Origin of the sequence: Shewanella mangrovisoli (assembly GCF_019457635.1) — a bacterium.
GTDB lineage: Bacteria > Pseudomonadota > Gammaproteobacteria > Enterobacterales > Shewanellaceae > Shewanella > Shewanella mangrovisoli.
In genome coordinates this window covers 4,266,411-4,280,489 of the sequence record NZ_CP080412.1, presented here as the reverse complement: position 1 = coordinate 4,280,489, position 14,079 = coordinate 4,266,411, and the positions used below count along the sequence as shown (strand labels likewise).

Annotated in this window: 12 protein-coding genes; 8 read left to right on the top strand and 4 right to left on the bottom strand. The window is 50.3% G+C overall.

What is annotated here, in order from left to right:
- Nucleotides 1–32: 32 nt before the first annotated feature.
- Nucleotides 33–2,426: a TonB-dependent receptor plug domain-containing protein gene (locus K0H60_RS18595; protein ID WP_220056662.1), complete on the bottom strand. Its 2,394-nt coding sequence runs from the start codon at nt 2,424–2,426 to the stop codon at nt 33–35.
- 307 nt (nt 2,427–2,733) lie between these two features.
- Here K0H60_RS18595 and K0H60_RS18590 point away from each other — a divergent pair, with 307 nt between their 5' ends.
- The 4 genes from K0H60_RS18590 (at nt 2,734) to K0H60_RS18575 (ending at nt 5,991) form a co-directional block, all read left to right on the top strand.
- Complete coding sequence (locus K0H60_RS18590) at nt 2,734–3,789, top strand: alpha/beta hydrolase (RefSeq protein WP_220056661.1); 1,056 nt, start codon at nt 2,734–2,736, stop codon at nt 3,787–3,789.
- A 143-nt stretch (nt 3,790–3,932) separates the two neighbouring features.
- Complete coding sequence (locus tag K0H60_RS18585) at nt 3,933–4,508, top strand: LON peptidase substrate-binding domain-containing protein (RefSeq protein ID WP_011718472.1); 576 nt, start codon at nt 3,933–3,935, stop codon at nt 4,506–4,508.
- A gap of 52 nt (nt 4,509–4,560) precedes the next feature.
- On the top strand, nt 4,561–5,478 hold the full coding sequence (locus K0H60_RS18580; protein ID WP_220056660.1) for a pseudouridine synthase: 918 nt from the start codon (nt 4,561–4,563) through the stop codon (nt 5,476–5,478).
- 147 nt (nt 5,479–5,625) lie between these two features.
- Entirely contained in the window at nt 5,626–5,991 is a 366-nt protein-coding gene (locus K0H60_RS18575; RefSeq protein WP_220056659.1) for a hypothetical protein, read from the top strand.
- Between the two features lies 1 nt (nt 5,992).
- Here K0H60_RS18575 and K0H60_RS18570 read toward each other — a convergent pair whose 3' ends face one another.
- Nucleotides 5,993–7,840 carry an alkaline phosphatase D family protein gene (locus K0H60_RS18570; protein ID WP_220058206.1) on the bottom strand — a complete coding sequence of 616 codons (1,848 nt, stop codon included), beginning with the start codon at nt 7,838–7,840 and terminating at the stop codon, nt 5,993–5,995.
- Between the two features lie 180 nt (nt 7,841–8,020).
- On the opposite strand from K0H60_RS18570, the gene K0H60_RS18565 reads away from it, so the two are divergent.
- From K0H60_RS18565 to K0H60_RS18550, 4 genes are read left to right on the top strand one after another with little or no spacing between them, the layout of a single operon-like run.
- Nucleotides 8,021–8,950 (top strand): dTDP-4-dehydrorhamnose reductase family protein, encoded by a 930-nt coding sequence (locus K0H60_RS18565; RefSeq protein WP_220056658.1) that lies wholly within the window; start codon nt 8,021–8,023, stop codon nt 8,948–8,950.
- Nucleotides 8,943–10,232, top strand: coding sequence for an ATP-binding protein (locus K0H60_RS18560; protein WP_220056657.1), 1,290 nt, complete (start codon nt 8,943–8,945; stop codon nt 10,230–10,232). The genes K0H60_RS18565 and K0H60_RS18560 overlap by 8 nt, the downstream gene beginning before the upstream one ends.
- On the top strand, nt 10,229–10,780 hold the full coding sequence (locus tag K0H60_RS18555) for a response regulator transcription factor (protein ID WP_220056656.1): 552 nt from the start codon (nt 10,229–10,231) through the stop codon (nt 10,778–10,780). The genes K0H60_RS18560 and K0H60_RS18555 overlap by 4 nt, the downstream gene beginning before the upstream one ends.
- A 30-nt stretch (nt 10,781–10,810) precedes the next feature.
- A complete protein-coding gene (locus tag K0H60_RS18550; protein WP_220056655.1) occupies nt 10,811–11,287 on the top strand; it encodes a hypothetical protein in 477 nt (158 codons plus the stop codon).
- Between the two features lie 76 nt (nt 11,288–11,363).
- Here K0H60_RS18550 and K0H60_RS18545 read toward each other — a convergent pair whose 3' ends face one another.
- Nucleotides 11,364–12,074 (bottom strand): SDR family oxidoreductase, encoded by a 711-nt coding sequence (locus K0H60_RS18545; protein WP_220056654.1) that lies wholly within the window; start codon nt 12,072–12,074, stop codon nt 11,364–11,366.
- A gap of 26 nt (nt 12,075–12,100) precedes the next feature.
- Complete coding sequence (locus K0H60_RS18540) at nt 12,101–13,678, bottom strand: cryptochrome/photolyase family protein (RefSeq protein WP_220056653.1); 1,578 nt, start codon at nt 13,676–13,678, stop codon at nt 12,101–12,103.
- Nucleotides 13,679–14,079: the final 401 nt, after the last annotated feature.

Sequence of the window (14,079 nt, the reverse complement as noted above, 5' to 3'; positions counted from 1 at the left end):
GCCATAAATGGCCTGTTTTCATTGTTTGCGGCTTAGTAAGTGTACTTGGCCTCGAGGAAGTAGTATCCCCCATTAAATCCAAACGGTGTGTTGGTTAACGGATAGACGAAAATACCATTGAAGTTATTGTCATCAGGGCGTTTTTCAGGATACACATCAAATAAGTTTTGTACGCCAGCAGTGAAGCTTAAGGCATCGGTTGCGGCGTAGCGCACGGATAAATCCATCACCCATTGGTCGCTGTAATTCACATCACCCGTTGAGTAACCCACAGTGTAATCGCCGAAATAGCTGAGGCGAATGTTCGTCTTAAAGTCACCTAATTCATGGGTCAGACCTAGGTTACCCGTATTGTGCGGCGTGGCCGAGGTCATGCGGGTTTGTTCGATATTATCGAAGAGTTTAGGGCCGAGTCCGTCCAAAATTTCAGGGAAATGAATATCTTGGATTTCAGTTTTGTTATAGGCGTATGCCAGGTTGGCGCGTAAATCGCCCCAGTTGCCGAGATCAAAATCTTGGCTCACCACTAAATCAACACCGCGAGTACGAGTATCGACGGCGTTAATAAAGAAGCGCGCCGATTCTGCATTGGTATTGGCTAGCGCCGCCGCAACAGCCGGTGAGTCGTTTGGCGTCACTGAGCTTGAGAGGATAATCCTGTCATCGATTGAAATCTGATAGGCATCCAAGGTTAGGGCTAGGCCCGTATCATTGGTGTACACCAAGCCTAAGCTGAAGGATTGCGACAGCTCTGGGTCGAGCTCGTTAATGCCTAGCGCCTTAGTCACTGGCGATAAGGTGTTGAAAGTGCCTGATTCTGTTGGCACTAACTGGCCCGTAGTCGGATCAGGATTAAACAGGGTCGAGATATTGCTGAAGTACAGTTGTTGTACGCTCGGCGCTCTAAAGCCTGTGTTCACTGTGCCGCGCAGGGCTAAATGGTCGGTGAAGTCGTAACGGCCTGCGAGCTTCCAGCTGGTGTTGCCGCCAAAGTCAGAATAGTTTTCGTAACGCAGCGCCGCCGCCCAATAAAACTCTGTGGTTAATTGGTTTTCAAGCTCAACATAAACACCGGTATTGTCGCGAGTTTCATCGACTTCTGATTCAGGCGTAAAGCCGGTGAAGCCTTGGCTGCCTGCTGCACGGTTATCATAACCGCCATTGATATAAGAACCCGGTTCGCCCGCCTCAATCTGATAACCGTTTTGGCGCCAAGAGACACCCGTTGCCACTAAGATCTCTGAATCATTGGCAAAGTTATAGTAGCGCGAGGCATCGATATTCAGGTTTGCTTCGCTGGTGGACAGTGTGCCCGCATCGAATTCCGTCGGGCTATCTGGGCCGAGTGATGCGTTTAGGGTGTTTACAATGTTGTATTCGAAAGAGTTTCCGCCATAGCCCGCTGAGGTATCGATATTCCATTCACCGAGGGTGAACTCATAGCCTAGGACTAAGGATGAATCGATGATCTTAGGATTGATCTGCGGTAAAAAGCCGTCGGGATACAGCTCGGTCAAGTTACGGGCATCGAGCGCGCGGCGATAAAATGCGCCGGATTTGGTTTCACGCTGGCTAATGCCACCAAAGGCATAGAGTTTGCTGTCGTTTGAGAAAGGCTGCGCCGCGTTAATAAATAAGCCTAAGTTATCGTATTCGGCGTCGCCCACTTGGTGGCTCTTGCGGTTGAATGTTGCTTCGCGCGGATCATCCGAACCGTCTGGCAGCTTAGGATATTGTTGGCGTGGATCTAAGCCTGCGCGGTTGGTGCTGTCTTTATGGTGAGCTTCGACGCCAATATTCACAAAACCGTCGTTGTTTAGGCTGATCCCGTGGTTCACGCCAACGCGCCATTGTTCACCGTCACCCAGATAGGTTTGACCCGCTTGAGCCGATACACTACCGCCTTGGTCGTTATCTTTTAAGACTACGTTGATAACACCGGCAATCGCATCTGAGCCGTATTGTGCCGAGGCGCCATCACGGAGGATTTCGATGCGTTTAATTGATGTCATCGGGATCGCGTTCAAATCGACGTTAGATGAACCCTTACCGACAGTGCCGCTTAAATGCACCAGCGCCGAACCATGGCGGCGTTTACCGTTTACCAGTACTAGCGTGTGGTCTGGCGACAGGCCGCGTAAGCTAGCAGGGCGCACCGCATCTGAGCCATCGGTTACCGATGAGAAGGGGAAACTGTAACTTGGCGCGGCAAATTGCAGTGCCTTAGCGGTTTCGGTCATACCGGTTGATTCGAGTTGCTCCGCGGTAATGATATCGACGGGGGCAACGCTGTCGGTTGCGGTGCGCAGGGCTATCCGCGAGCCGACGACTTCAATTTTCTCAAAGCTGCTGGTCTGTTCTTCTGCGTGTACGACAGGAAAAACCAAAGTTGAAGATACTGCTAATGCGATAACGGCTGGACGCATAAAACCTCTCAATGTGGAGTAACCTTTAAGCTGGAACGAAAACATTGAACCAACGAAAGTAACAATTCGATAGGGTGAAGGTTATCACTGTAACAATTGTTACATCTAGACAGAAAAGAACTAACTCAGAGCTTACTGTTCTAGATAATTCTTTAAAGCCAGTCGAATATGTCGCCATAGGAGAAGTGATGGGCTAAGTGAATAAAATCATCTAGATCCATTAAGCATGCTGAAGGTTTATCGCGCTTGGCGGCTGTGTTTTAATGGCACGAAACCTCAGATTTGAGGCACCTTAAGGAGTTAAGTTTTGCCCGCATTACGCTTTCTTGCAGGTCCTACGGCCTTTCACATCATCAGGGAACAAGGTCTGCATCCCGATGCTTTTACACAACTATTGGCCGCATCCGGTGGACCCAAATGGTTAGGGATTGCGGGTCTTGATAAGTATCTCTTCACGGAATTTTTTAAGCAGCGTAAGACACCGCTTTATACCTTAGGGGCTTCTTCTGGGGCGTGGCGTTTAGCCTGTTTGGCGCAGCAGAATCCACTACAAGCCTACGGACGTTTAGAGGATTACTATATTGGCCAGCGGTATGAAACCATACCGACACCGCAGGAAGTAAGCGAACAGGTGAAGGGTATAGTTCAAGGTATTCTCGGCGAGACGGGCGGGCGCGAGATAGTCAATCATCCCTTTATTCACAGTCACTTGATTGCATGCCGGGCTAAACATATCAATCGCCTTAGCCATAAATTGCCCTTGGCAGCAGGGCTCGCGATGACGGCCGCGACCAACCTCATTAGCCGCAAAACCTTGGGCTGGCATTTCGAGCGGGTGGTCTTTAGTCAGCAAGTGGCATCATCGCCCTTTAGACAACTTGCGGATTTACCCAGCCAGCAGGCACAGCTCACCGAAACCAATATGAATTCAGTGATGTTAGCGACGGGATCGATTCCCCTAGTGCTCGCACCTGTGTCTCAAATTGAGGGCGTTGCTACAGGGCAATACTATGATGGTGGCATCACCGACTACCACTTCGATTTGCCCTTATCCCATGCCACGGGGCTGACTTTGTACCCACATTTTTATCCCCATATGAGCCCTGGATGGTTCGATAAATCCTTAACCTGGCGCCGTGCACGCACCAATTACCATAACGCCTTGGTACTGGCGCCTTCGGCGGAATTTGTGGCTTCGCTCCCCTTTGGTAAGGTGCCCGACCGTGAAGACTTTAAGCAATTGGATACGGCGCAGCGGATGCAGTATTGGCGCCGCTCTGTTGCCTTGAGCGAGCGCTTAGCCGATGAATTTGCCGAGGTGTTCGAAAAAGGAAATATCGCCGAACACTTAGCACCGCTGTAAGGCGAGAGCGGCAAGCAAGCCTAAATTCTTTTTTGCTGTCAGCGACTTTAGGAAGGAAATTATTTCTCCTGCTACACTCTAAACTAATAAGGGATGCGGCTAGTTTTTGAGCGTTTCCTTCTATGAGTGGGCAGGAGGTTGCTATGCAAACACGAGAAATGGCGTTAATTATGCGCGATGCCTTGTTGCTGCCACAGGGAAGGATTGAGGTTCGCGTGGTAGAGCCGGGTCAATTACGCATGGTCGCGGATGTGTTAAAAGGCAAATACGATTTGGCCTTTGCGGCGATGAAACCCAGTGGTACTCCGCCCTGTTATCCCACTGCCACTCAGTGTGACATCATCGATTTTAACCAGCTGGAAGATGACTCCCTCAGCATAGTGTTAGAGGGGCGTCAAAGAGTCAGTATTCTCTCGGCGGCACAGACGAAAGATAAGCTGTGGATGTCCCGCACTTTGCCTTGCCAAAATTGGCAGGAAGAGCCGATAGAAGGGGAGTTCGAACTGATCAGTGCCGCCCTAGAGCAATTCTACGAGGTGAATCCTGACTTGCTGGAGCTGTATTCCCAAGTGCATTTAGAGGATGCGGCTTGGGTGAGCCAACGTTGGTTAGAAGTGTTGCCCATGTATAACCGCGATAAGCTAGTGCTGGTGAATCAACCCGACTGCCATAAAACCATGGATTTTGTCCTGCAACTCATCAAGTCCCATGTGGACTGAAAAACCACACAGAGGCTAAAATAGCGGCTCATTATCGCCGCTAGTTGTTTTTATGACTCAAACCGCCCGTGCCGCCCAACCTTCTTTTGTAGTGCTCCCCTTAGAAGTGGTTGATAAACCAACCGTATTTTCTTTTTTGATCGAGCATTATGCCCATATTGGCGAAGCGGTTTGGCGCCAGCGGATCCTCGATGGCAAAGTGCATTGGCAAGACGGTAGCTTAATTGGATTAGATACAGCCTATCGGCCGACGGCGAGGGCTTACTACTACCGTGAAGTCCCCGTCGAAGCCCAAGTCCCCTTCGCGTCGCCGATTTTGTTTCAAGATGACAATCTTATCTTGGCCTACAAACCGCATTTTTTACCCGTCACCCCGAGCGGCGATTATGTGAATGAATGCCTAGTGCACAGATTACGTTTAAGTACAGGGATAGACACTATCGCTCCTGCCCATAGGTTAGACCGGGAGACCGCAGGCGTGATCCTTATGACGACTCGTCCAGAGACGCGGCATATTTATCACCAATTGTTTATCGATGATGCGATCCGTAAAGATTATCAAGCGATTGCCAAACTCACCCCAGAGATTATGGCGCAATATGCCTGTGGCGAATTAACCTTGCCACTGCATTGGACGGTGAAAAATCGCATGCAACGCAGCGAACCGAGTTTCACCATGAAGATAGTCGAAGGTGAGGCAAATACGCACTCTGAAATCAGCTTAGTGTCGATTCATGGGGAGTTTGGTTTATTCGAGTTAAGCCCGATTACGGGTAAGACGCACCAGCTGCGGGTCCATATGCAAAGCCTTGGTATGCCATTGTTAAATGACCGCTTTTATCCGACCTTATACCCTAAAGGACCGGATGATTTTAGCAAGCCGCTACAACTCTTGGCGCAGCGATTACGTTTTGTCGATCCTGTCAGTGGTCGTTCGCACGATATTGAATGTGATGGATTAACGCTTTAGTCAGCGGAAAGCATTATTGCCACAGTGGAAAACCTGGGGTGCTGCTAGATGATTGTGTGAGTTCCTCCTCAATGGTAAGAATACAGACTCTGTTATGCTCATGAGCTGTAAGGAGTCTGACACTGATTGTTTGAGGAACTCAATAGAATGACCAAATCTGCAATCGTTTCAATTTTACTCTGTGCCGCGGTGTTGCTGGGCGCCATGTATTTTGGCGGCTGGACTAAGCATCCCTATGTGCAAGAGCTGACGACGGAAATCCGTAAAGCCAGCGCGGTGATCGAGCCGAAGAAACCGAGTGCCGAGGCGATGCAGGATGCTGACAATCAAACCGATGTGTCGTTACAGCCCAAGGGTGTTTGGGACCAGATGCGTGATGATGCAACGCCGCAAAAACGCCTTGAGTCCCAGCTATTTAAACAGAGCTTGCCTAATCAAGAAGCCACCGCTAAACCTGTGGATTCAGGTGCGGGTGTAACCAGTTCTGAAGCGGCAAAACACAACCCAGTTTAAGCTATTCCTGCCTCGGTGGTTCGAACCGAGTCTCGGTCATATCCCCATGTAAAACAGCAATTTTTGTCGGTTCACCATCTTCAGCTAACGCCAAAATTCCGATCCCACTTTGGTTGACTAAACGCTTGCTGCGCTCGCCATTAGGGCGCCGACCACGCAGCGACATTCGCTTACGTTTAGTGAAGAGATTTAACGGCGAGAAGTGGCCGTAAAGCCAGCCATTGAGCTTATCGAAAAGTGGCAGTAGCTTCTCGGGGAACTGGTTTTTAATCCCGCTACAGGTAATTTGATAAATATTCGGGCTGCTACGACGAAAGCGAATGCTGATGTCATAGGCGAAGGAGTAGTGCACATCCCCCGAGAGGATCACAAATTGCTCTGGGGTCCTGCGGTGCATAAAGATACTCAGTAGGGCATTGGCGGCGCCAGGATGTGCCATCCAGTTTTCGGCATCAACCAGCAGCGAGGCGCCCATTAGTGTCGCCATGCGTTGCACGGCTTCTATCACCTTGACCCCAAACATGGGCGCAGGGGAGACAATAATCACCTTAGATTGGCCGAGTAGCGCCTGTTGTAAATCCATCAAGGCTTCCCAATCCATTAACCCCGAGGGTTTAGCGAGATTGGATTCACTGCGCCAGCGGCGGGTGCGGGTATCTAACACGACCAGCTTAGGCGAAGTGTCTAAGGTGTAATGCCATTGCTCGAATTTGAGTAATAGATCGATTAATTCATCTTGAGTGTCTGGCGCAGATCGAGTGAAACAACCATCTAACAACGGCCGAACCTCGGCATCAAACTGGCTCGGTGCGTTGCCTAAACCTTGGAATAAGGTATAGGCAATCAAAGCATTACCAATAATGCGCTTCGAAAAGGCATGGCCGTAGGCCGACTGCTCCCACTTGGCGGTAAGGTTCCAATCGTCGGTGATGTCATGGTCATCGAACATCATATACACGGGGATATGCGCCATCAGGCGCCTAACCTGTTTGAGCCCCGCCTTAAAGGCCAATAGATTTTGCCATTCGCGCTGCCAGCGCAGTTGATTCGCCGCCGAGAGCCCCTCGACCTCCTTGGGTAAGTCGATAAGCTCCCATAATTCCGGCGACCAAGTGAGCAGATACAGGGCAATCATCTCATTGAGACTGACTAAATGGTTTTCGGCAATCGATGAGGTAAAAATCGGATGATTGATATACCAGCGCCAGATCGCGGTTTTGGCGGGATATTCGGTGCGTGGCAGCAGATTCTTATGGCGTAAATATAAATGCTCGGGTTGGTAACTTATGTCCTCGCTTCCCGCAATATTGGCGCCGTGGAAGGCTTCATGGTGCAAACCTAGTTTTTCAATCACTTGGCCTATGGCGCATAGCATGGGGCCCGCCACATCATCCACATAGACCTGATCGCCGCTGAGCATCAATAACGCTGGGCGCTCATTCGCGCCTTTATCGATAAGCTGCGCGAGTTTAGTATCGGCGGCGACTAAGGCATCCTCACTGTGATGATGGGGATTGCGGCATGAGCCATGCCATACCTGTGTCAGTGTTTGGCTAAAGTAAAGATGGGGCGAGTTAGCATCGCCATAACCTAACGCTTCGACATGATTAAATAGGTCATCAATGCCCTTGGCTGACACGCGATATTGGATAACCGTTTGAGGCGCAAGCAGTTCAGGACGCGATAGGCGAAGTAAATACTGAAAGGCATGCTGACCGAGCGGCACACAGTGCACTTCTTCCTCTGTTAACGGGTAACTTTGCCCCCCTAAGGTAAGCTGTAATTCGCTTAACGGCTCGCGGCTTACAAACCAGAGAGTAAAGTGTGAGGCGTCGCAGTGGCGCAGCATGGGGCCTGCAAGAATAAGGGGAAGTGCTTGAGTCAAATTCAGCCTTTAGGTCGTTAATCGGGTTAAGTGGTACAAACTCGATGCAGTTGAGCACAGGCAAATAAGAGTAAACAAGTGCGTTGAATATGAAAAGCTTTTAGAATTATGAGCCAAATGAATGGCTAAGGATCGCGGGGCAATATGGCAAACATTATGGTAACGGGCGCAACCGGATTACTCGGCAGGGCGGTCGTCAAACAGTTAACCGCCGCGGGTCATAGGGTGATTGCCACAGGTTTTAGCCGCGCCGAGGCGGGGATTCATCGGCTCGATTTAACCCAAGCCGCCGAGGTCGAAGCCTTTATTGCCCGTGAGCAGCCCGAGGTGATAGTACACTGCGCCGCCGAGCGTCGCCCCGATGTGTCCGAGCGCTCGCCTGAGCATGCCTTAGCGCTGAATCTCAGCGCCAGCCAAACCTTAGCCGAGGTCGCTAAAACTCACCAAGCTTGGTTGCTTTATATTTCCACCGACTATGTGTTTGATGGCACAACGCCGCCCTATGCCGAAGATGCTGCGCCCAATCCGGTCAACTTTTATGGCGAGTCTAAATTGCAGGGCGAAACTTGTGTACTGAACACCGACAGTGGTTTTGCGGTGTTACGTTTACCTATCCTCTACGGCGAAGTGACTCAGCTGAGCGAATCTGCGGTATTGGTACTAATCAATCAATTGTTGGATAGCAGGCCACACCGGGTCGACCATTGGGCCATTCGTGCGCCAACATCGACGGCGGATATTGCCAATGCCATTGCTAAGCTCATTCAGCGGCAGTTACATGCTGCCGATGTGTCAGGGATTTACCATTTTAGTGCCACGCAAACCATGACTAAATACCAAATGCTGCTCAGCTTAGGTGAACTGCTAGGGATAGATAGCGCGCATTTACTTCCTGAGCAAACCCCCATGGATAGCGCTAAAAGGCCGCAAAATTGCACCTTAAGTTGTGGACGTTTAGCGGCGCAGGGGATTTACTCTGAGCTTGATTTTAAGGCTGGGCTTAGTCAGGCGCTTAGCCAATCCTACGCGGCATTGGCGGCGGTAGGCTGTCGTTTAAGGAATCACCATGGTTAAGATTTTAGGCACAAATTTGCAAGCCGCCGACCAAGTGGCGCTGCTGCGAACCTTAGGCTTATTGCTGCAAATCGGTTTGACGTTATTTGCCGCCGACACCTTTGGCCTGAGTTTGCAAATGGAGCCCCTAGTGCATGTGTTTGTACTGGAGGTGTTGTATTTGTCGCTCACCTTGGCATTACGTAAGCCCTTGTTTGCGAAAGAGCGTGGTCTGTTTATCGCCTTAAGTCTCGATACCTTGTTTTGGATCTCTTGGCTGTATTTTTCGGGCGGGGCGACCAATGCGTTTATCTCCTTACTGTTATTACCTATAGCGCTCGCCGCCGTGACTCTGCCGATTTGGGCGCCTTGGAGCCTGACGGCGATCTCTACGCTTGCCTATAGCCTGATGATTTTTACCGTGCCTGAGTCGCAAATGCATCACCACGGTATGGATATGAGCTCCCACTATCTCGGCATGTGGTTTAACTTTGTGATTTCGGCACTGGTGTTGACCACGAGTGTGGCGTTAATTGCCAAGCGCATGCGTCGTCAGGATGCGCAGCTTGCCTATATGCGCGAAGGACAACTGCGGCAGGAGCAATTGTTGGCACTCGGCACCGTTTCGGCACAAATGGCCCATCAATTGGCGACGCCGCTATCGACACTACGATTATTGCTCGACGAATTAAGGGAAGAGCAACCCGAACCTTCGGTCACGGTTGTAGAGATGGAGGCTGCATTAGGTCGCTGCGAACATACCTTAACCGAGCTGCGGCTGGCGACTGAGTCGATTCGCGACCGCCGTCAGCGGCCGCAAAAGGTCACTGAGCTGGTGGCCGGATTAAAGCAGAAAACCCAGTTGTTGATGCCGCAGACCGAACTCAATTGGTTGATCACCTGTGCGCCTAAGCAGTTGGAAGAACAACAGATCTTAACCGATATGAGCTTAACCCCCGCCATTATGGCCTTGATTGAAAATGCCGCCCGCGCCAGCGCCGAAACCTTAGGCGTCGCCCAAGTGGATATCAGCCTAGATAGCGCGCCAAGTGAAGGGCAGATCTATTTGCAGATCCGTGATTATGGCGCGGGTATCGCTTCCTCGTTATTGCCACAATTGGGTACCTTATTAATCGAGAGCCCCAAAGGTTTAGGTGTGGCCTTGCTGCTGAGCCACGCTAGCCTCGAGCGTTTGGGGGCGGAGTTGATCCTCGCCAATCATCCTCAAGGGGGCACAGTGGCGCAAATTCGTTTTACCCTCTTGCAGCCTAATGCATCGGCCACGACGACGGAGGCGCTATGAAACGGCTATTGATTATTGAAGATGATCAAGCGCTTGCGGGCGTGCTCGCACGGCGATTGACTCGCCATGGTTTCGAATGTCGCTTGAGTCACGATGCCAGTAATGCGCTGCTGGTGGCGCGGGAGTTTTGCCCTAGCCATATTCTGCTGGATATGAAACTGGCCGAGGCCAATGGCCTGAGTTTGATTGTGCCTCTGCGTAATCTGTTGCCTAAGGTCACCATGGTGCTGCTAACGGGCTATGCCAGTATTGCTACTGCGGTAGAGGCGATTCGCCTCGGCGCGGATAACTATCTTGCCAAACCCGTCGATACCCAAACCTTGTTGGCGGCCTTCGAGGTCAATAGTCAGGCGAGCGCGCTGCCAGAAGATGAAATCGACGACTCGCCGCTCAGCCCTAAACGGCTGGAATGGGAGCATATTCAGCAAGTGCTTAATGCCAATCAAGGCAATGTGTCAGCCACCGCCCGCCAACTGGGTATGCACCGTCGCACCCTGCAACGTAAATTATTAAAGAAACCCGTGAGTGAAACCGGGCCGATCAAATAAGGGCAATGCACTTAAGAAGGGAGTCGTCGTATGCGTGAGTATGATGGTATTGAGGTGCGTTATCGCAGGCCCGATGCCGATTTAGCCAAAAGCTTGCAAGTGATTGAAAACCTGTTGGGCTTTGCCCCCGAGTTGCAGCAGCTAGACTTTGATTTATCCTTTTGGGCAGGTGGTGCAGGGGTGCTTGATAAGCTGGCAATCTCCTGCAATGTTTCCCCCGCGCAGTGGTTAACACTCAAGCAAAAGCTGGACTTATATTCACCCGAAGAGATGATAGCTAGGGAAGATTGTCGCGAAGACTTTATCTGGTTAGTTGCCGACGATGAGGAATGCGGTGATATTTTGGCGGCTTCGGCACAATTTATTAATGACAACAAGGCACCGTTTCAAGGGACATGCGATATATCGCAGTCAATCCACTTTGGTTATATGAGCGATGTGAATACTTGGACGGCAGTATGGAGGAAAGGCAGCCGAATAAATTATGCCTACTTTTGCCAAGGCTAAGAGTTGTCAGGGCTAAGCGCTGTCTGTACTGAAAGCTGCCAAGGTTTCTCTGTATTAGTGCTAAACGCTTGTATCGCTACCAAGGCAGCTCAGTACCATCGTAGGCCAAAAAGCTGCCCGTTTGTGCAGGTGTGGCATTGGCGATAATACTCACCAAACATTGGGCAACATACTGCGGTGTAAACAGCTTTTGTTTGGGCACGTTCTGCTGAAAAGGTTTGGATAATTGCGTATCCGTAGTGCCGGGATGCAGTGATAGCACCACGCAGTGTTTCATCGTTCTTTGCCATTCAACCGATAGCGTTTTAAGAAACATATTCAGCGCCGCTTTCGAGGCGCGATAGCTATACCAGCCACCTAATCTGTTATCACTAATGCTACCGACTTTGGCCGACACTACGGCAAACCTTGCCCACGCACTGCGTTTTAACGCCGGTTCAAAGTGTTTTGCCAGCATCATACTGGGAAGGGTATTTAGCTTGATATTGTGCAGGAAAAAATCCCCATCGACAGCCTGCAGGCTTTTTTCTGGCCCCTTATCCTCTGTCCGCAGTATCCCAATACAGTTGATTAGCCAATCTAACTGGGGAATATTTTGACTCAGTTGCTTCATCTCCTCCTCAAGGGTGATATCCAGCTGATGCCAAATCACTCCATCGTCTCGCCCTGTATCGGGCCTATGATGTTTATAGGTCGCATGGAGAGTGGCCTCGGGATAGATTTCGCGCAGCTTATTCACCATGGCGTGACCTATGCCACCGCTACCACCTAACACTAAAATATTCATCGCGTTTCTCCCATGCGAGTGAGCCTTTATAGCCGCTCAATTTGCGCGAGATGTTGTTCGGCAGTGGCCAAAATTGCCTGTTTAACCGACTCATCGGTTTTATCCCAAGTGCGGTACAGCATGGCAATGCGTGGATTATGGATGAGCTGCGCGCGGTGTTTATCCATAAAGCGCCAGTACAGGCTATTTAATGGGCAGGCGAGTGCGCCGCTACGTTCTTTTATCTTGTAATGACAACCACCGCAATAATCACTCATTTTATTGATATAACTGCCGCTCGCGGCATAGGGTTTAGTGCCGACTATGCCGCCATCGGCGAATAACGCCATACCGCGAGTGTTGGGCATTTCGACCCACTCAATCGCATCCACATACACGCCTAAGTACCACTTATCCACCTCATCGGGGGCGATTTCGGTCAATAAACAAAAGTTGCCAATCACCATTAAGCGTTGAATATGATGGGCATAGGCATAATCGAGTGACTGAGATAAGGCATGGCGCAGACAATTCATTCGAGTCTTGCCATGCCAAAAATAGTCGGGCAGCTTGCGCGTGGCCTCGAGGGCATTAATGCTGGCGTAGTTGGGCATATTGGCCCAATAGATGCCGCGCACATATTCACGCCAGCCGAGGATTTGTCGAACAAAGCCTTCGACCTGGGCTATCTCAATAAAAGGATTGGCATGATAGTGCTCAATCACCGCATTGATTACTTCTAATGGGCTGATAAGTTTGGCATTTAGGCTAAAGGACAGCCGACTATGGTACAGGCTCCACTGCGAGGGATGTTGCTGGGTCATCGCATCTTGAAAGCGGCCAAAGGCGGGCAGGCAATACTCACAAAAATGTTTTAGTAATTCGAGGCTTTGTGCGCGGTTTATTGGCCAGAGTAAATGCGTATCCGCCTTGCCCATAGTATTAATCCCATGGCGCGTAAGGCGCTCGAGAATAGCTTGAACATTGTGTCCAAACATCAAGGGTGTTGGGAGCGATTTAATATCTTGGGATTTAAGCTTTTGCCTGTTGCTCGCATCAAAGTTCCACTGCCCACCAACGGTCTTGCCATCTGTCATTAAGATATTGAATCTTTTGCGCATGCGCCGATAAAAATGCTCCATCAGCCTGTGTTGCCCTTGAGGAAACTCCCTATCAATTTCGTCAAAGGGCAATAAAAAGTGCTCGGTATCGACGCAATTTACAACGGCATTGGCCAACTTCAACTGGCTTAATTGCGCGAGGAGTCGATATTCGTCAGGCCGTTGATATTCAAACTTAATCGCACCTGTTTTGGCGGCATAGTGTTGGAGCAATGCATTGAGATCGGCAAAGCCTTGGGTATCGTCGAGGGTGAGGTAACGCACTTGATGCCCTGCAGCGCCAAGCTCGCTGGCAAACTGCGCCATGGCACTAAAGAATGCGCAGATCTTTTGCACATGGTGAGTCACATAGGTGTTTTCTTGATGCAATTCTGCAATTAAATACAGTACCTCGGGAGCGACTTGCTGATACCAAGTATGCTGGGCGTTTAGCTGATCGCCTAAAATCAGCCTAACCGTATGGAAGTGCTGTAATTGCTGCTGTAATTGCTGCCGTAATTGCATTAGATGGACTCTGGTGGATGATTGTTGCGATTACACATTTCGCGATGGGATATTGGTGAACATTACGGATTACAGCACTGTGAGGATCACAAGGCGGGGGATTTGTCGGGATTCCGACAATAAGGTTTATCTAAGCTCGGTTTGATTGCTTTTTAAAAGCAAAGTCAAAGTCGTGGGGCTTCACCCCACACCCGACCAAGGAGGACTGCTCGTCCTATCCTCCTTGGATTCTCCAAGACGCCCCTAACGGAGTTGAAAGCCCCTTGGGCATTAAGCGTTCTTATGCTATCGCGTCAGACGCTCGTCCCTGATTCGACTGACGCTATCTCGGCATCCATGCCTCGCTCACGCAACGAACGCAAATGCCCTGCGGCAACTCCGAGGGGAGTGAACTCCTTCAG

Excerpts from the sequence above, each read along its gene's own strand:
- K0H60_RS18595 (WP_220056662.1), bottom strand. The coding sequence starts at position 2,426 with ATGCGTCCAGCCGTTATCGCATTAGCAGTATCTTCAACTTTGGTTTTT.
- K0H60_RS18585 (WP_011718472.1), top strand. The coding sequence starts at position 3,933 with ATGCAAACACGAGAAATGGCGTTAATTATGCGCGATGCCTTGTTGCTG.
- K0H60_RS18580 (WP_220056660.1), top strand. The coding sequence starts at position 4,561 with ATGACTCAAACCGCCCGTGCCGCCCAACCTTCTTTTGTAGTGCTCCCC.
- K0H60_RS18575 (WP_220056659.1), top strand. The coding sequence starts at position 5,626 with ATGACCAAATCTGCAATCGTTTCAATTTTACTCTGTGCCGCGGTGTTG.
- K0H60_RS18570 (WP_220058206.1), bottom strand. The coding sequence starts at position 7,840 with ATGCTGCGCCACTGCGACGCCTCACACTTTACTCTCTGGTTTGTAAGC.
- K0H60_RS18565 (WP_220056658.1), top strand. The coding sequence starts at position 8,021 with ATGGCAAACATTATGGTAACGGGCGCAACCGGATTACTCGGCAGGGCG.
- K0H60_RS18560 (WP_220056657.1), top strand. The coding sequence starts at position 8,943 with ATGGTTAAGATTTTAGGCACAAATTTGCAAGCCGCCGACCAAGTGGCG.
- K0H60_RS18555 (WP_220056656.1), top strand. The coding sequence starts at position 10,229 with ATGAAACGGCTATTGATTATTGAAGATGATCAAGCGCTTGCGGGCGTG.
- K0H60_RS18550 (WP_220056655.1), top strand. The coding sequence starts at position 10,811 with ATGCGTGAGTATGATGGTATTGAGGTGCGTTATCGCAGGCCCGATGCC.
- K0H60_RS18545 (WP_220056654.1), bottom strand. The coding sequence starts at position 12,074 with ATGAATATTTTAGTGTTAGGTGGTAGCGGTGGCATAGGTCACGCCATG.
- K0H60_RS18540 (WP_220056653.1), bottom strand. The coding sequence starts at position 13,678 with ATGCAATTACGGCAGCAATTACAGCAGCAATTACAGCACTTCCATACG.